This window comes from Bacillus sp. GMs2/2 (assembly GCF_050172095.1).
Lineage (GTDB): Bacteria > Bacillota > Bacilli > Bacillales > Bacillaceae_G > Bacillus_A > Bacillus_A cereus.
In genome coordinates this window covers 1-17,341 of the sequence record NZ_JBNLYE010000071.1, presented here as the reverse complement: position 1 = coordinate 17,341, position 17,341 = coordinate 1, and the positions used below count along the sequence as shown (strand labels likewise).

Here is a 17,341-nt window from a genome sequence, read left to right as displayed (position 1 = left end):
ATTTTTTCTATAAATACGCCGCCTAATACAGGTCCCATAATACTTCCTAAACTAAAAGCGATTCCGGATAATATATTACCTGCCGGTAGTAAATGTCTCGGTAATAAATCAGTCATAAATCCAAGCCCTAAAGAGAAGCACGATCCAATAACCATACCCGCTAAAAGCATGCAGGCAAAGACGATCCAGTAATATTGATCAAATACGGCGGCAAGTAGAAAAATGCCCGTACTTATGCTAAACGTCCAAGTTAATATACGGTCCCTTCCGTATTTATCACTTAATATACCGAGCGGAATTTGTGTAATAATACCCCCAACGGCAAATGCTGGTAATAAGAAGGATACATCTGAAACAGACCACCCTTTACGAAGTGCGTATACTGGTAAGTTACTGTTTAGCATTGCTTCAAGTACGCCATATGCAAGTGGTCCCAGCAGTGCAATCCATCCTAATCCAACAACTTGTTTATAACGAGAAAATGATGATTCACTCTTCGCTTCTCTTTCATCTTGCGCTGGGAATGCATTTTTTGTTGGAAGTAGTAAAAGCCAACCTATTAGACAAAGTATAGTAGATATAATAAATGGTGTTGCAAGACCGTACTGCACAGTGCTTGCTAAATACGGACCAACGGCAAAACCAATTCCGAAGAATACACCGTATATCGATACTTGTCTCCCTATTTTACTTGGGTCTGATGTTGTCGTGATCCATGTTTGTGTTCCGACATGAAGCATATGATCTCCAACTCCAACTAGAAATCTAAGGATAAACCATACCCAAAATGAAAATGTTTGTGTAAAAAAGAATAATGAAATAATAACGAGAAACCCACCTATAACAATAATCGGCTTCATTCCAAACCTTTGCATCGGTTTTTCAAGAAACGGCGAAATAACTAATATCCCAATGTACAATGCCGTCGCATGAATACCATTAATACTTGAACTAACCCCTTCTTGTTCAAAAATCATTGCAATGGCCGGTAAGAGCATTCCTTGTGACAAACCCGAGATTGCTACAATCCCAACCATAATCCAAAAAGTAAAACGCATTGACATCCTCTGTCCCTCTCCTTCTCACGCTTCCACTTTTCATTATAAACTGTTTCTGCAAATGCGTGTACGGATATTCACAATAAAAAACAAGCTAAAAGAATGAACCTTTTAGCTTGTTATCTTATCCTTCCCAAACTTGCGCTTTCACATTGTTATGAAATTGCTTAAAGTATGGATGTTTATAAAAAGCAGTTTCATATAAGTATTGCTGTGCGTTAGCGATTGGTGGCTGCGGATATTGCATTTGTAAAGGAACTACAGCTGGCGAAACTTGCATATACAGCGGGTTTATCATCATTTTTGTATATGCGTAATGATTATATGGCGAATAAGCGATGAAAAATGGTTGATGCATTGATAATCTCCCCTTTTACCTACAATGTTATAGTATATGCAATACCTTTCATTTCGGGGATTATTTCTGTTCTAACCAATTCTCTACATGTTTTATAAATACATCTAAACAATCAATAAACGGCGAGTGTCCGCAATCTTCTAATACCTTCAACTCTGCATTTGGCAAATGTTTCGCTAATTCCTCACCGACTACTTGCGGTACGACATAATCTCTATCACCTTGTATGACGAGTGTTGGCGCTTTAATACGATGAATTTGCTTACTTCCCTCTACAACCCCGTTATGTTCATCTGAAATATTAAATGTAATGAGCGCATAATTCACATCTACGAAATTACGTTGCGTTAACATATCATCTAAATACTTTTCATAACGGTCCGGTTCAGGTTGATTATGTGTATATATTAATAGATTCCATACTGTACGGTAATATAGTTTGTTCATATTTTTTATCGCATCTAATACTGGAGCGATTTGTACTGGATCTTGCGCAATTTCTTCTTTCGTCTTTACTAAACTTGATACAATCGGCTGCCCATTCGTATCTTTTTTAAAGATTGGGTATCCTTTCATTCCTACTGATTCTACTAAAATTAACTTTTCTACAAAATTTGGGTGATTCGCTGTAAATTGCATCGCAACGCCACCGCCCATTGACCAGCCCATTAATGAGAATTTCTCTAGCTTTAACTCGTCGATAAATAATTTTACATCTTCTGCAAAGTCTTGTAATGAATCTATCGATTGATTATACGTTGATTGTCCAAACCCTCTTAAATCAAGAGCGTAAATATGGTATTGATCTTGCAACTTTTCAATAACTAAATCCCAATGTTGTGACGATGTCATGTTCCCGTGAATGAGTACAAGAATATCTGTATTTCGCCTTCCAACTTCCTGATATGCAATCGTTTCTCCGTTCGATAGTGAAACAAACTCCATTGTTGCAGGCTTAATCATCACAAGTTCCCCCATTCTATTTAATAGAAAGAAAATTCTTTACTTAATTAAAGAATAGCACGTAGAATATACGTTCGCAACATAAAACCTATAAGAATTTTTTACATAAATCAACATGTCTATTACTAGACAATTATTATAAAAAAGTATATAGTTAGCTAGGTAACTAATTTGAAAGGATCAAAATACATGGACGAAAAACAACATTTTTTTCACATCGTCAGCCAGACTTCTCGAAAATTTACGAAGAAATTTAATGAACGTGTATCTCCAACAGGGTTATTTAGTGCGCAATGGGCTGTTATTTTCCGCATTAATCAAACTGGTTCTTGTACGCAAACAGAATTGTGCCAGTATTTAAATGTTGAATCACCAACGATGACTCGTACGTTAACACGTATGGAAACGATGGGATGGATTATTCGTACAGAAGGTAAAGATCGCCGTGAGAAGCTCATTTCTTTATCCGAAACAGCGATAAAGATGATTCCAATATGGCAAGAAGAAGTTGATACTTTCGAAGAAAAAACGCTAGAAGGTATTAACGAAGATGATTTACATCAAGCATTTCAAGTGTTACAACAAATTATTAAAAATTTAGATTAAATTGGAGGGATGACGATGCAAAGTGAGAAACTTTGGACGAAGGATTTCCTCGGAACTTGTTTTAGTAGTCTATTTCTCTTCTTAACATTTTACATGCTTATGACTACTCTGCCTGTCTATGTAATAGACGGCCTAAAAGGAAAACCTGAGGAAATTGGTTTAGTTGCAACTGTGTTTCTTATTTCTTCTGTTTTATGTAGACCATTCACAGGAAAATGGCTCGATGATTTAGGAAGAAAGAAAATATTATTTATTTCACTTTCATTATTTTTAGCCGCTACTGTTATGTATTTCGGTGCGCAAAGTTTATTCTTATTACTTGCCCTTCGCTTCTTACACGGTATTGGGTTCGGGATGGCAACGACAGCTACTGGTACGATCGTAACTGATGTTGCGCCAGCTCATCGACGAGGCGAAGCACTTGCATATTTCGGCGTATTTATGAGTCTGCCGATGGTAATTGGTCCTTTTTTAGGTTTAACAATTATTTCTCATTTTTCGTTTACTGTGTTATTTATCGTTTGTTCCGTATTTTCATTACTTGCATTTTTATTAGGACTACTTGTAGATATTCCACACGAAGCACCTGTTAGCAAACAAAAACGTGAAAAAATGAAATGGAAAGACTTAATCGAACCATCTTCTATTCCAATTGCACTTACAGGATTTGTTTTAGCCTTTTCTTATAGTGGTATTTTATCCTTTATTCCTATTTATGCGAAAGAACTCGGTTTAAGTGAAATTGCAAGTTACTTCTTTATTTTATACGCACTTGTTGTTGTCATTTCTCGTCCATTTACAGGAAAGATTTTTGATCGCTTCGGTGAAAATGTACTCGTTTACCCTGCTATCATTATTTTCACAATCGGAATGTTCATATTAAGCCAAGCACAAACTTCATTTTGGTTCCTTGGCGCAGGTATGCTAATCGGTTTAGGTTACGGAACATTAATTCCGAGTTTCCAAACGATTGCGATTTCTGCCGCTCCAAACCATAGACGTGGTTCTGCGACAGCTACGTATTTCTCATTCTTTGATAGTGGTATTGGCTTTGGTTCTTTCATTTTAGGTATTGTCGCAGCGAAATCCAGTTATCATAATATGTATTTTATCGCAGCTATTATCGTTGCGTTCACTTTACTTTTATATTATGGATTACACGGACGAAAACAAAAATTCAAGAAACAACCTACAGACGGAAAAATTTCCGCTTAACGTTAATAAGGAAAGTAAACTTCCCCGTTTACTTTCCTTATTTTGTATTTCTTTCAAGACGAGCGTATACTTATAGTAGAAATAAAAAGGAGGGCCATATATGAAACTAAAAAAATCTCCCCTACTCTTACTTATACTAACATTCATATTTGTAATTACAGGGCTTGGGTTTACTTACTTCAAACAAAATAAAACGACCCCATCAAAACATAATGTGACAAAAGAAAACTGGTTAAATGACCCTTACTTACGTTGGTCATATACCCATATGAAAGAATTCACTTTAGTTAATAACGTAAAAAACAATCCTGACCAAATTGCTCACTTCCCTTCCGCATTGCAAAACTTAGACGATTTTGCTGTGGAGCGTAGATTCGGAAATACAACTCCTCTAAAAAAACTTTTAGACGATAACAAAACAGATGCTTTTGTCGTTGTACATAATGGACAACTTGTTTACGAACGATATTTCAATGGGTATAAACAGAATGAACCTCATGGTATGGCATCATTAGCAAAAGTCTTTACCGGGGCAATTATACAATCTCTCGCTGAAGAAAAACGTATTGACTTAGAAAAAACAGCTGACACTTACATAAAAGAATTAAAAAACACACCGTTCGGTAATGCCACACTTCAGCAATTAATGGACATGCAAGTTTCAGCTGAATATCCTACTCATGGATATGAGCAGCCTGGGCTAGAAAATCAAGATGCACAATTATATTTAGCTAGCAATATTTTACCCCGCGGCAAAAACTACGACGGTCCGATGAAAATTTATGATATGTTACGAGAAGCCGAAGAAACTGCACCGCCTGGTTCTTCCTTTTCTTACAATAACGGATCAACAGAAACGCTCGCTTGGATTATTAGAACTATTACTGGTAAATCACTAGCTGAAAATGTAAGCGAACGAATTTGGTCTCAAATTGGTATGGAAGAAAACGCGTATTACGTTACAGATGAAACAAAAGTAGAACAAGCTAGTGCTGGATTAAATGCAACTGCTAGAGATATGGCGAGATTCGGGCAATTACTATTAAACAACGGGGAATATAACGGAAAACAAATTCTCCCTTCTTCTATTACAGAAAGTGTAAAAAATGTACAAGAAGGTGAACTTGAAATTAGTAGTGGCGCTTCTATTTCTTATCATAATCAATGGTGGATTCCCCACAATGAACAAGGTGCTTTCGAAGTGTTAGGTAGTTACGGACAAACACTTTACATCGATCCGAAAGCAAATATGGTAATCGCCCACTTCTCTTCTAACGCAACGCCAAGTAATGAAATACATTCGGTTTACTCAAATATGTATGTTGATATTGCACATTATTTAGAAAAGCTTCCACAGTAGTGGAAGCTTTTTCTTGTTGGGATATTTTATTTATACTCCTATATATTAGAAGATACTGAAAGAATAACTGCTTAAAACACGCCTATCAAAATTTATATAAGCAGTTTACATGTTTAATTAAGTGTTTAACTAATACATCCACACCTTTTGGAGAATTCGTTAAAACACTTCCCTTACAAAGATTGTCTGTTCATATTGGTCGAAAATTTCTTCTATAGATGAAAATAAAGTTTCTTCCGGGATGATGAACTTTATTTTTTGACCATTTTTTAACATAAAGGAAATTGTTCCATTATCATTAAAACCTGTATGAAACGTTCCTCGTTTATTTAATACTACCTCTTCAATTGTATTTATTTCAATTGAAAAGTTATTCTTTAATTGCAAGAGTTCATGTACATCGCCAGTATGTATTTTTGCATCTATTTCAGTTTCTAAGTTTAATTGTTTTTTCTCAATTTTTTTGAACCAGAACAAAAACAATAGCTCTGAAATACCAGGTAATTGTTTTTTATAAGCATGTCGACTATGAAACTGTCCGCCAATCTTTATAAAATATATACAGTCACCTGTAATAAAAACTTTATAATACATATCTGCCGTAAACATTTTAGGCTTTAAAAGATAAAAACTTTTGATCATAATTCCCCCATCAATTTTAAATGTATTTGTATAAACATTTTTAGCTAGATTTGTGCTAAAACATATTTCTCATGTAATACAACACTATTGTATTGAATCTCCTCTCCCTTTGCAACAGTTGCTTTAAAGCCAGCTAGTAACCTTTCTCTATACTATCCCTATAAGTGCTACCCCATTTCCAACCGTTTTCTTCTAGTATATTAAAAGCAGAATCTGATACAAGGCTCTATATCAACCTATCAATAAATTACCACCCTATAAATATCTGAATTTTCTTTATATTGGAGGTTATCTCCTAAACAACCTCGAATAATTGTAATACATATACATAAGGAGGGTGATCTATTTTGTTTCGTTCCTTTACAAATGGTTGCGTCGCCTTAGTGCAACGCTTCTTGCCAGAACCGTTTATTTTATCATGTTTACTAACTGTTTTTGTTATCTTCTTTGGTATGTTTGCGACTCACCAAACCCCTGTAGAAATGATTAATCACTGGGGTAATGGAATTTGGGGACTCCTCGCCTTTTCTATGCAAATGGCACTTGTACTCGTGACTGGATCCGCTTTAGCAAATGCTCCTCTTATAAAAAAAGGATTAACGAAAGCTGCCAGACTACCAAAAACGAATGGACAAGGCATTATTGCCATTTCAATTGTAAGTTTACTTGGTGCATACATAAACTGGGGCTTTGGAATTGTTGTATCTGTTTTATACGCAAAAGAAGTGGCAAGGCAGCTGGACGGATTAGATTATAGACTAGCAATCGCCTCTTCTTACTCTGGATTTCTCATTTGGCATGCCGGTCTTTCTGCCTCTATCCCTCTTACGTTAGCAACAGGTGGTGAAACGTTAATTAAAACGACTGCTGGAAGTATTAAAGAGGCGATCCCAATAACAGAAACGTTATTCTCCCCATACGCTCTCGTTCCAGTTATTATTTTTCTCGTTACGATGCCTCTCATTAATAAAGCGATGCATCCAGATGAAAAACATACGATCACTGTAGATCCTAGCGTGTTCCATGAAGAAGCTGCTGCTCAAGAAGTAGAAAAAAATACGTTCGCTGAAAAGATGGAAAATAGCATTATTATTACACTTTGCGTTGGATTGTTAGGTCTCATTTATATTTTCAATTACTTTTATACGAAAGGTTTTAACCTTACTCTCGATATCGTGATTTTTATGTTATTAATTGCAGGTCTTATTTTCCACCGTACTCCGATTCAGTATATTCGCGCTTTTTCAGACTCTACGAAAAGTGCTTCTGGCATTTTACTTCAATTTCCGTTTTACGCAGGAATTATGGGCATGATGATTGGAGCAAATAGTGAAGGACTTTCACTTGGAGGAGCTATTTCTAATTTCTTTATTAGCATTTCAAATGAAACGACTTTTCCGCTCTTTACATTTTTAAGTGCTGGCATTGTTAACATTTTCGTTCCATCTGGCGGCGGTCAATGGGCTGTGCAAGCACCAATTATGATTCCAGCTGGCGCTGAACTTGGTGTACCTGCTGCAAAAACAGCAATGGCAATTGCATGGGGCGATGCTTGGACGAATTTAATTCAACCTTTCTGGGCATTACCAGCATTAGCGATAGCTGGTTTAGGTGCTCGTGACATTATGGGATTTTGTGTTGTGAACTTACTATATGCGGGTTTTATCATTAGTCTATGCTTCTTATTTATTTAAACGAAAAGCTAGTTTTATACTAGCTTTTTTACATAATAAATCACTTATTTCCCATGCAATTTATAATCTTCTCCCACTCTATCTCCGTAAGATGTAATGACTCAAATGCAAAAAAATCTTCGCAAATTTTTCCGATCAAGTGTGGATGTTCACTCAAAAAATTCCACTGTAACGCTTTAGGAAGAAAATATGTTTCATATTCTTTACTTCCCCGTACTACCTCATCAACTTCTCTTTCACAAATTCCTCTTATCAAGTAGTCATTTCTTAACTCTATTTGAATTTGCTGAAATGTTTTACTACATTTTTTCAATTGAAGTAAACACGTAACATACTTCCGAAAAAGTTCGCCGTCATACTGAATACAGTTTATAATACGGTCGACTTCATTCATAATGTACGAGCCTTTTCTTCTATTTGTAATAACCATTTTTCACGCTTTGATACTTTACTCGTTTTCACAGATTGAAACACTGAACGTTTTATATCGCGAATGCCACAAAAACGTAAAACACCTCTCTTCATCATAATCCAATCTGCTGATCGATATAATAGTGCGACGTACCATAGGGGCGAGTCTAACTTATTAATAACCCATGCTTTTTTCCCTTGCAATAATCCTTTCGGCAGAGCCCCTTCATATTTATAAGCAAATCCAGCTACGAAAATACGATCGATAAATCCTTTTAAAATTGCTGGCATCCCCCACCACCATATTGGATAGATGAATAAAAGTGTATCTACTTCTTCTACTAACGTTCTGTACCGAGCTGTTTCTTCTTCATTTACTAAATCACGTCTTTTCTTCTCTTCATTAAATACGAGGACTGGATCAAATTGTTCTTTGTATAAATCAAGCAGCGTAACTGAATGATTTGTTTCCGGTAGTCCTTTTTGCACATGATTGAAAATCGCCGCGTTAAAACTTGAAGGATTAGGATGAGCGTATACAATTAGTACGTTCACTACATAACAACTCCCTCTATACGTTAAAGTTTCTCCTTCTTTAATAACTTCTCTACAATTTGTACGTTTTTCGAACTTTGCAACAATCGATTTAATAATATAAGTAACTCTTCTTTTTCTAAATCTTTCAGTTTCTCTTTAACTGCACTCTCACCAGCACCTTGAATATCATAAACAACTGCCACCATATGTTTACAATAATTTTCATAGGGACACTCACAGTTACTTTCTGAAAAATCTTCGAGATCGATAACTACTTCATAATTCCCTGCATTTCCAGTAACGAAAGCAAACACTTTTTTATCTTGTATTTCAACATCTTCTACATGCCCATCTTCATAATATTCATATCCCTTATCTACAATGTACTTTGGGATCCATTTCGTTATATCTTTTAATAAGTAAGCGTACATAATTGTACCCCTTCCTTTAATTCCCTTTTGACTTCAAAAATCCTGCATGTTATTCTAATTACTGTTAAGTAGCAAGTCTACGTGACAAAACGACTGACACCTATTCGGCGAAGGTGTCTCTTTTCATTTGCAGCCGATATGAATTGCCTCTTTCAGGCACATTCAATTTTTGACACTACACACTCAACACCATTCCCTGTATCAGGCTGCTTTAGCAGTCTTTTACTCTACATACTCCGTTATTTTAAGAAAAAAAGAGAGCTTAGCTCCCTTTTCTCGCCTTATACAATACCCCTTTTTCAGCATAGAGATATTCATCAGCTAATGTAATTTTCCCATCCAGTTTTAGTTCGTCTAATAATCTTGATAAATAAAATTGATGCAACATCTTTTTCGTGAATTTTCCTTCATGATGCGAAACGATATGTTCTTGAATATCTAACAATGATATCGGCTTATCTTGCTCTATCATATATTCATAAACTGTACTACGCAGTTTTACGTATTTTTCGAGTGTCACAGTAATGCGCAACCCCTTTCTTCTTAATATAAATTTTCGTAATCGGTTTTTTTGCAATAAAAAAACCTCTCCGATAAGAAGAAGTTACGTATATATCTTCGTCTTATCTCCCAGAACAAATATGTTCTGCTGGAATTAGCACCTGCATCGCGGTTGCTGGGTTTCATCGGGCCAGTCCCTCCACCTCTCTGGATAAGAAAATATTCACTTAATTCTTACTATACGTAATTCCACTTTAATTGTCAAACAAATATAATAAATATAACAAATTATATTTTCTTCCTTACTGTTCATACTACCCATATACGAACATGCAAGGAGGATTATGAAATGCATCAAAATGCTCGCGGATATGTACAAGATTCTTTTCAATCATTACAAGAAGCTAAAAATTGTTTAGAAGAAGCGCTCGAAACAGTTGAAAAAGATTTTAATCGCGCTCGTATTGAACAATCACTTTATGCTGTTGAACAAGCTATTCAACGTTGCGAGTACACCGTTCACATTTTAGAAAAAGATTAAAAACTTCCCATCAATTGATGGGAAGTTTTTTCAAATGGCATACTTCATAATTATTGCCGTTATGATTAAAAAATATACAGAATTAGCAATTTCTAAAATTCCTACTTTTATAATAGAAATTTTTTTGCCATACAACATAATCGCTCGAATGGCACTTGGTATAAAAATAAGAGAACACCACGGATTAATCACAAATATGATTATCGTTAATACGATATGATATCCCCAAGATATAAGACGATACTTCGGATTATTTTTTTCACGAATCATCGTTTTCACATAGAACGTACTACCTAAAAAGTATAAAAATGAAATAAGTGCAATGAATATAGCTGTACGATCGATTTGGTTCATTGAAAAGTAATAACTAATTAACCCACCGATACAAAACACAATGATAGCACAAATATCATTTAGTAGTGCTCTTTCATTTTTTTGACGAGCGTAATACATATTCACTATAAATAATGGAATCATTACTATTACGAATAAAAGAATTCGCCACTCATATAATAAAGAAATCATCCCAAATAGGAACGCAATGCTGAAATAAACAATGGCAGCTTGTAAAAACTCTTTTTTTCGTCTTTGCTTTATGTACGTAAGAAATGGATACGTGGCTAAATAGATAAAAAACCACGCTAAAAACAATGGAATATGATAAATAGTAGGTTTTCCAAGTATGACACTTAATAAAAAAGGAATAACAAGCATGGCCCATGCACCATGTTGCTTTGGAATAACTAACTTCATTAACTATACACCTCCCTTTTGAAAAAAGTTCTCACCTACCATTATACAAATAATTTTATATAATAACGGATGTATATTAAATCGATTTTTTGACAAAAAAATGCTCCTTACAATATGTAAGAAGCATGAAAGAGGCAAACGAATATGTAAGTCGCGACCCTACCTTATATGAGTATGCTTTTCTATGTCACGTTATGCTCATCTAATATACCGTATTTCTTTTTAAATCTTGTAAGAATCGTAATCCATGAAGTACTAAATAGTAATAAGAAAATAACATTCGAAATCGCATGGCTCAAATCAAAGTAAAAACTTGCGATATAATACGAAATGACAGTTTCCCATGTTGCTTCTCGTATAAAACCGAGAAGGCCCCAGAAATTCATAATCCAGCCAAATAAAAAGCCAACAATTACTCCGTAAAGAAGTCTCCCCCATAGCTTTTTCATAAAAAATGTATTACGAAGTAAACCTGCTATAAAACCAATCATGCCCCACGAAAACATTTGCCACGGTGTCCATGGACCTTGTCCTAAAAAAATATTAGATACGATTGCTGCTGTAGCACCAATCATAAAACCAGTTTCACTTCCAAATACAATTGCAGAAACGATAATGACAAAAGAAGTTGGTTGTACACTTGGTAAAATAGAAAATGGCACCCGGCTTACTGCTGCAATTGCCGCTAATACAGCAACGAGAACAATTTCACGTGAAACAAACGCCTTTCTTTCAAAACGGATATAGAAAGGTAACATAATAACCGCTAATAGAAACAAACTACTTAACATGTAATAACCGTCCATGACAAGTGTCGTAAAAAGCAATGTGCCGATTATTACTGCAAAAATACATATTATGAATGCAACATATCGTTTGGACACGCTTCGTACACATCCTCCCATGTTAATGCATATGGCAATTCTTTTCGAATGAATCGATTAATAGATGTTGTATAAAAGAAGTTGCCGCTAAAAAATTCTTTCGGTGCATCATTCATAATGACTGTTCCATCAAATAACATCATACATTGATCAACGTATTTCGCTGCAAATTCAATGTCATGCGTCGCCATTACAATTGTTGTTCCTTCTTTTTGTAGCTTCCTAAATAGCTCTCCTACTCTTTCTTTCTTCCATGGATCTAACCCCTTTGTCGGTTCATCCAGTAATAATAGCGTTGGCTTTGATAATAACGTTGTACATAGCGCAAGTAATTGTTGCTCTCCTCCGCTACAATCATGCGGATGGCGTTCTTTAAGCGCATGTAACCAAAACTTTTTCAACATCTCTTCTGCAATTTTTCTTCCTTGTTCTCCATATAATTCACGCGCACGTTCATAAACCTCGTCCCATACTGTATCAAATGTAAAATGGTAATACGGATGCTGCGATACATACCCAATACTTTTAAAACGTTCTTTCGAATCAATTTTATGTATTACTTTTCCGTTCCACTTTACTTTCCCTCTTCTCGCTTTTTGTAATCCTGCTAAAATCGTTAACAGTGTAGACTTACCTGTACCATTCTTCCCAACGAGTGCTACCCATTTTCCTTTTTCAATCGAAACTGATAAATCACGTAAAATAAGCGGACTATTTTTTTCATATTGGAACGAAATATGCTCTGCGCTTAAAATTACCTCTTGCTTTTCACTTTGTGCTATTGGCTCATTTACATATGATATCGCTGCAAAATCATTCATTTTCATTTGCGCCTCTCGCACTGTAAACGGAATATCTCTCACATTCCACTCTAAAAATAGCCTTGGAATTTGCGGAATAAATGGACGGAATGTTTCTACTCCCCACATATCCGTAATAACAATTTTAGGACTACCATCATACATAATACGGCCATTATCCATACAAACAACGCGTGTTGCAAGCGGGATAACTTCATCTAAACGATGTTCACTTAAAATAATCGTAATTCCAAGTTCTTCATTAATCCGTTTTAATAATCCTAAAAACTCTTTTGCAGCGATTGGATCTAACTGCGCTGTCGGTTCATCTAATAATAGCAATTTCGGCTGCATAACTAATACCGCAGCTAAATTAACAAGTTGCTTTTGCCCACCAGATAACGTGTGAACAGATTGATGCAATAAATCTTGAAATCCTAAAAAGCTAATAAGCTCTGCTATTCTTTTTTGAATAATATGTGATGGTAATCCGATATTTTCTAAAGAAAATGCTAATTCTTGAATCACTGTATCCATAACGATCTGATTTTCTGGGTTTTGAAATACCATCCCAATTTCTTGGGCAGATAACAAATCAGCTACTTCCTCTATTAAAACACCCTCATAAAATATCTCTCCAGAACGCGTACCAATTGGAAGTAACTCCTTTTTAAAATGTTTTAATAAAGTCGTCTTCCCAGATCCCGATCCTCCAGTAAGTGCAATAAACTCACCTTTTTGAACAGAAAGAGAAATATGCTGTAACGCTTTTTCATTTTCATCAGCATATACAAATGATAAATTGTTTATTTCTGCATGCGCCACCATATCCATTCTCTCCCTTCCATTATGATTGGTAAACTAATAAACATCGTAAATACGACAAACATCATCCCATCGTATTGCTGAAATAGAATCGATTCGACTTTCGGATAAATAATCAATTTCCCCCCGCCATAATTACTACATATAATAGCCGCTATAAATAAAATGATTAAATAACTGAGCGTATACCAATCGCGCCTTTCCATTCTATAGCGAATATGCGTCGTACGCTTCGTTACACCAAATCCACGAGCTTGCATAGAATCTGCCGTTTGCAGTGCATCTTCTAATGAACAAATTAATAATACTTGCAGCAATTGCATACCATTTTTGACGCGTTCAATTATCGAACCTGAATCTACCTGCACACCTTTCGTCTTTTGAACGAGTGTGATTTTCTTTAATCGCCTTATAAACAAAGGAACAAATCTCACTGTAATCATCGTTAACAATGCAACTTTCGGTGAAATTCTTGAAAACAAATATAAAAATTTATGACTGGAAATAATATCATTGTATGACGCAAACGTAAACATAACTGCAACTAGTAATAACCCCATTACTATTCCAAACATAATCGCCTCAAGCTTAATACGGTCATCACCTAACCAAAATAACGTAGTTCGACCTCTATGCGTTAATAACGAATTAAATAAAATTACCATAAAAAAGAAAACAATTGTGCTCGGTAGCATCTTTCTTATCTTTTCGCTATTTCCTTGCATCACATTTAACATAATAATTAATACTATTGCTCCAATTAAAAAAAGAGGATGAAGACACATCATACATAGTATCATCACCCCGATATAATAGAAAAAATTCACAAAAGGATGTAAAGAAGAAAAACTTATTTTCATAGCCCTTTACCGAATGCCTTTCTTATTGTAATACGTATACCCACTCAATTGTATCTCCTGGTTTTACCGTAGCTACACCAGCACTATGGTTTGGAAAAGCACCGTTCACACGATATTTCCATCCACTAGTATCCGCAATATCTTTTTCATATAAATCATTAATACCTTTTACATAAATACTATCTCTAGATCCGCTTGCATCAACATCTAATCCTGTACGTTGTAATACTTTATACACAGTATCGCCTTCTTGTACATCCATCTTTTTCGCACCCATTATATATCCGTTATTTCCTTTTACCGAGATTGTTACTTGTTTTGCTTTAGGTACTGGTGGTACTGGTGGTGGCACTGGGTTTGGTGGTGGTACCGGTGTTGGTGGAGCTGGTACACTATTGTTCTCTTCTGGCTTTTTCTTTTGCTCCTGCTTCGGTGTTTCTTTCGGCTGATTCACAACCTTTGCTTCTTCTTTTACTTCTGGTGCTTTCGGTTGTTGTTTCTCTTCTTGTACTTGTTGCTGCTCTGGTTGCTTATTTACAGCAGGTTGCTCTTTCGGTTGTTCCTGTTGTTTCTCTTCTTTCTTTACCTCTGGTTGTGCCTGCGGCTTTTCCTCTTTCGGCTTCTCTTCTACTTTTTGTTCTTGTTTCTCTTTCTGTTCTTCTTGCTGCTTTTGCTCTGATTCAGCTTGCTTTTCTTCTGCTTTTTCTTCTGGCTTCGCTTCATCTTTTTGTTCTTCTTGTTTCGCTACCTCTTCTTGCTTCGGTTCTACCTTCTTTTCAGGCTTTACAGCTGCCTCTTCACATCCGGCAAGTAGCCCGAGCGAAAGCAGTAAAGAAATGAACCATTTCACCTTACTCATCCTATCTCTCACCTTTCATACGAAAATTAGGAGCAAATATTTGCTCCTAATTTTTTGTTAAGCTGCTTTACGTCTCCATAATACATATGCAGAAGCAATACATAATACACCCATACCTACTTCTGTTGCTGCACTATGAGAAGATGCTCCTGTTTTTGGTAGACTGTTACCGTTTCCGATTTTTTTATTCTTAACCGGTTCGTTATCTACAACTACTTTTAGATTTTCATCTTTTGTTTCTTGTTGTACTTCGTCTTGTTCTTTCGGTTCTTCAGTAACTTCTTTTTCTACTACATTATTTTCTGGTTCAACGACCTTTTCTGGCTCTTCAATCGGTTTTGGCTTAATTACATCACCAGCGTCTACATTAGACCAATCATAAATAGATTTTCCCATTTCCTTAAATTGAAGTAATGCTAAAAGAGCCTGTTCTGTAGCCATTCCGTTACCATTTTGATCACTTGGTAACCATTTAAATTCACCATTTGAAAGTTGATATGATAATAGGTTTTGCATTGCCTTATGAAGACGATTTTGATCTACATCTTTAACAAGCGATAATCCAATAATTGCTTGCGCAGTACTATTTGAATTTTCTTGTCCATCAGCTGAAAAACCGCCATTTTGCAGCTGTTCGTTATATAAATACGCAACAGCTTTTTGTATAGCTGGTTTCACATCTGATCGCTCTTGATAAGGAGCTAATGCTGATAAAACCATACCTGTTACATCAACGCTACTAGCACTATCTTTACTACCTGAACTATTATAAGTCCATCCACCGTCGGTATGCTGATTATTTAACAGTGCTTCCACTAGAGCAACTCTGTTCCATTTTGATTCAACTGGAATCTCATACTTCTTCGTATCAAATGCAAGTAAAGCAAATGCATAACCTGTAACCGAATTCACTTTATCTGACTCATACAATTTTTGAACTAAATTATGTCCACCTACATTTTTAGGGTCTGCACTCATTGCATTCATCATAATAATTGTTCTAGCTAAATCTGTCGCTGAAAAACGGTTAATACGCTTTTCTACTTTTTCAGTTACTGACTTAACATAATTTAATTTTGCCTCAATTGGCACATTCTTTCCAGAACGAGAAAGCGCTACAGCTACCCAATCACTTTCAATTCCATCTTGTAACATCTTGTCTGATGTTTTAGAAATGGCTTCGTTTAATTGTGCACTTGGAACTTGAATGTTCTCTTGCTGTGGTTGTTCTGGTTGTTCTGGTTGTTCTGGTTGTTCTGGTCTTGGATCATCCGTCTTCGGTTCTTCTGGTTTTTCTTGTTTTGGATCATCCGTCTTTGGTTCTTCTGATTTTTCTTGTTTTGGATCATCCGTCTTTGGCTCTTCTGGTTTTTCTTGTTTTGGATCATCCGTCTTTGGTTCTTCTGTTTTACACGTCCCAAACTTATCTAACGTTTCTTTCAATGTTTCCTGGCTTATATTGCTCCAGTCTGAAACAAAGCGAAAGACAACAACATCTCCAGATTTTAATTTATAACTATCTGCTCCGACTTCTGCAGACTTATCATTTACATCATACAGCCAAGCACTTGTAGCCCCGGCCATTAAACCATCGATGCCTTTTACATATGTTCCAAACGACATCGTTTCAGATTCTACCTTGTCCCCCATGACCTTTTGCAGCAAACTTAAAGCTGTTTCCCCATCTTTAATTTGCTCTTCTTTCGGACATAACATAATGCCTTTTTGTGATTCCCCAATAATTGCAAGTTTTGCTGTATTTTCTTCAGCAAACGTAATATGTACTGTATTCGCAAAAGAAACAAATACAAGTGTCACTGCCATTAACGACGTAAGCAGCCACTTTTTCAACATTGCCATCCCAAAATTTCCTCCCTTACTACCATTTACACAAAAAAAGGCCCTTCAAGGGCGTGCGATTGACACTCTCTTTTTGTAAGTGTCGAACAAAAATGTACAACACCTCCTACCCGCATTATTCGCGGCTATATTTGTATAGGAAAAATAATTTTGTTTATGAACGTATCATTGTGATAACATTCA

19 protein-coding genes and 1 riboswitch are annotated in these 17,341 nt (G+C 35.7%); of the genes, 5 read left to right on the top strand and 14 right to left on the bottom strand.

Features of this window, described 5'->3' with window-relative positions; all coding sequences use genetic code 11:
• The 3 genes from ACQGS6_RS12020 to ACQGS6_RS12010 form a co-directional block, all read right to left on the bottom strand.
• Window positions 1-1,064 (bottom strand): MFS transporter (locus tag ACQGS6_RS12020; protein ID WP_426965177.1); only part of this gene is annotated, 1,064 nt, incomplete at its 3' end.
• A 118-nt stretch (window positions 1,065-1,182) separates the two neighbouring features.
• On the bottom strand, window positions 1,183-1,416 hold the full coding sequence (locus ACQGS6_RS12015) for a hypothetical protein (RefSeq protein ID WP_000554161.1): 234 nt from the start codon (window positions 1,414-1,416) through the stop codon (window positions 1,183-1,185).
• A 60-nt stretch (window positions 1,417-1,476) separates the two neighbouring features.
• Window positions 1,477-2,379 carry an intracellular short-chain-length polyhydroxyalkanoate depolymerase gene (locus ACQGS6_RS12010; protein ID WP_025708756.1) on the bottom strand — a complete coding sequence of 301 codons (903 nt, stop codon included), beginning with the start codon at window positions 2,377-2,379 and terminating at the stop codon, window positions 1,477-1,479.
• 189 nt (window positions 2,380-2,568) lie between these two features.
• Between ACQGS6_RS12010 and ACQGS6_RS12005 the strand changes: the two genes are divergently transcribed.
• From ACQGS6_RS12005 to ACQGS6_RS11995, 3 genes are all read left to right on the top strand, one after another.
• Entirely contained in the window at window positions 2,569-2,985 is a 417-nt protein-coding gene (locus ACQGS6_RS12005) for a MarR family winged helix-turn-helix transcriptional regulator (RefSeq protein ID WP_000343675.1), read from the top strand.
• A 15-nt stretch (window positions 2,986-3,000) separates the two neighbouring features.
• Window positions 3,001-4,200, top strand: coding sequence for an MFS transporter (locus ACQGS6_RS12000; RefSeq protein ID WP_001190318.1), 1,200 nt, complete (start codon window positions 3,001-3,003; stop codon window positions 4,198-4,200).
• A 100-nt stretch (window positions 4,201-4,300) separates the two neighbouring features.
• Window positions 4,301-5,560, top strand: a complete 1,260-nt coding sequence (locus ACQGS6_RS11995; protein ID WP_025708759.1) for a serine hydrolase domain-containing protein — start codon at window positions 4,301-4,303, stop codon at window positions 5,558-5,560.
• Between the two features lie 159 nt (window positions 5,561-5,719).
• Here the strand turns inward: ACQGS6_RS11995 and ACQGS6_RS11990 are convergent, their stop codons facing one another.
• On the bottom strand, window positions 5,720-6,202 hold the full coding sequence (locus ACQGS6_RS11990) for a hypothetical protein (RefSeq protein WP_070180331.1): 483 nt from the start codon (window positions 6,200-6,202) through the stop codon (window positions 5,720-5,722).
• A gap of 347 nt (window positions 6,203-6,549) precedes the next feature.
• On the opposite strand from ACQGS6_RS11990, the gene ACQGS6_RS11985 reads away from it, so the two are divergent.
• The gene (locus ACQGS6_RS11985; RefSeq protein WP_000490013.1) at window positions 6,550-7,896 is read left to right on the top strand and encodes a short-chain fatty acid transporter; all 1,347 of its coding nucleotides are present in this window, start codon (window positions 6,550-6,552) and stop codon (window positions 7,894-7,896) included.
• A 40-nt stretch (window positions 7,897-7,936) separates the two neighbouring features.
• Here the strand turns inward: ACQGS6_RS11985 and ACQGS6_RS11980 are convergent, their stop codons facing one another.
• The 4 genes from ACQGS6_RS11980 to ACQGS6_RS11965 form a co-directional block, all read right to left on the bottom strand.
• Complete coding sequence (locus ACQGS6_RS11980) at window positions 7,937-8,290, bottom strand: hypothetical protein (protein WP_001006469.1); 354 nt, start codon at window positions 8,288-8,290, stop codon at window positions 7,937-7,939.
• Complete coding sequence (locus ACQGS6_RS11975) at window positions 8,287-8,862, bottom strand: NAD(P)H-dependent oxidoreductase (RefSeq protein WP_033667414.1); 576 nt, start codon at window positions 8,860-8,862, stop codon at window positions 8,287-8,289. Before ACQGS6_RS11975 ends, ACQGS6_RS11980 begins: the two co-directional genes overlap by 4 nt.
• Window positions 8,863-8,885: 23 nt before the next feature.
• Window positions 8,886-9,275: an SWIM zinc finger family protein gene (locus ACQGS6_RS11970; protein ID WP_025966664.1), complete on the bottom strand. Its 390-nt coding sequence runs from the start codon at window positions 9,273-9,275 to the stop codon at window positions 8,886-8,888.
• A gap of 262 nt (window positions 9,276-9,537) precedes the next feature.
• Window positions 9,538-9,795: a hypothetical protein gene (locus tag ACQGS6_RS11965; RefSeq protein WP_000171476.1), complete on the bottom strand. Its 258-nt coding sequence runs from the start codon at window positions 9,793-9,795 to the stop codon at window positions 9,538-9,540.
• A gap of 100 nt (window positions 9,796-9,895) precedes the next feature.
• Window positions 9,896-9,994, bottom strand: a riboswitch (SAM riboswitch).
• A 131-nt stretch (window positions 9,995-10,125) separates the two neighbouring features.
• Between ACQGS6_RS11965 and ACQGS6_RS11960 the strand changes: the two genes are divergently transcribed.
• The gene (locus tag ACQGS6_RS11960; RefSeq protein WP_000554032.1) at window positions 10,126-10,317 is read left to right on the top strand and encodes a hypothetical protein; all 192 of its coding nucleotides are present in this window, start codon (window positions 10,126-10,128) and stop codon (window positions 10,315-10,317) included.
• 30 nt (window positions 10,318-10,347) lie between these two features.
• On the opposite strand, the gene ACQGS6_RS11955 is transcribed toward ACQGS6_RS11960, so the two are convergent.
• From ACQGS6_RS11955 to ACQGS6_RS11930, 6 genes are all read right to left on the bottom strand, one after another.
• Window positions 10,348-11,070 carry a YwiC-like family protein gene (locus ACQGS6_RS11955; protein ID WP_065224246.1) on the bottom strand — a complete coding sequence of 241 codons (723 nt, stop codon included), beginning with the start codon at window positions 11,068-11,070 and terminating at the stop codon, window positions 10,348-10,350.
• A gap of 182 nt (window positions 11,071-11,252) precedes the next feature.
• Window positions 11,253-11,954, bottom strand: a complete 702-nt coding sequence (locus ACQGS6_RS11950) for an ECF transporter S component (RefSeq protein ID WP_000044904.1) — start codon at window positions 11,952-11,954, stop codon at window positions 11,253-11,255.
• On the bottom strand, window positions 11,927-13,588 hold the full coding sequence (locus tag ACQGS6_RS11945) for an energy-coupling factor ABC transporter ATP-binding protein (protein WP_326318592.1): 1,662 nt from the start codon (window positions 13,586-13,588) through the stop codon (window positions 11,927-11,929). The genes ACQGS6_RS11950 and ACQGS6_RS11945 overlap by 28 nt, the downstream gene beginning before the upstream one ends.
• On the bottom strand, window positions 13,561-14,439 hold the full coding sequence (locus ACQGS6_RS11940) for an energy-coupling factor transporter transmembrane component T (RefSeq protein ID WP_074625644.1): 879 nt from the start codon (window positions 14,437-14,439) through the stop codon (window positions 13,561-13,563). Before ACQGS6_RS11940 ends, ACQGS6_RS11945 begins: the two co-directional genes overlap by 28 nt.
• A gap of 22 nt (window positions 14,440-14,461) precedes the next feature.
• Window positions 14,462-15,298, bottom strand: a complete 837-nt coding sequence (locus tag ACQGS6_RS11935) for a DUF4430 domain-containing protein (protein WP_086391526.1) — start codon at window positions 15,296-15,298, stop codon at window positions 14,462-14,464.
• Between the two features lie 57 nt (window positions 15,299-15,355).
• On the bottom strand, window positions 15,356-17,158 hold the full coding sequence (locus ACQGS6_RS11930; RefSeq protein WP_098397603.1) for a DUF4430 domain-containing protein: 1,803 nt from the start codon (window positions 17,156-17,158) through the stop codon (window positions 15,356-15,358).
• Window positions 17,159-17,341: the final 183 nt, after the last annotated feature.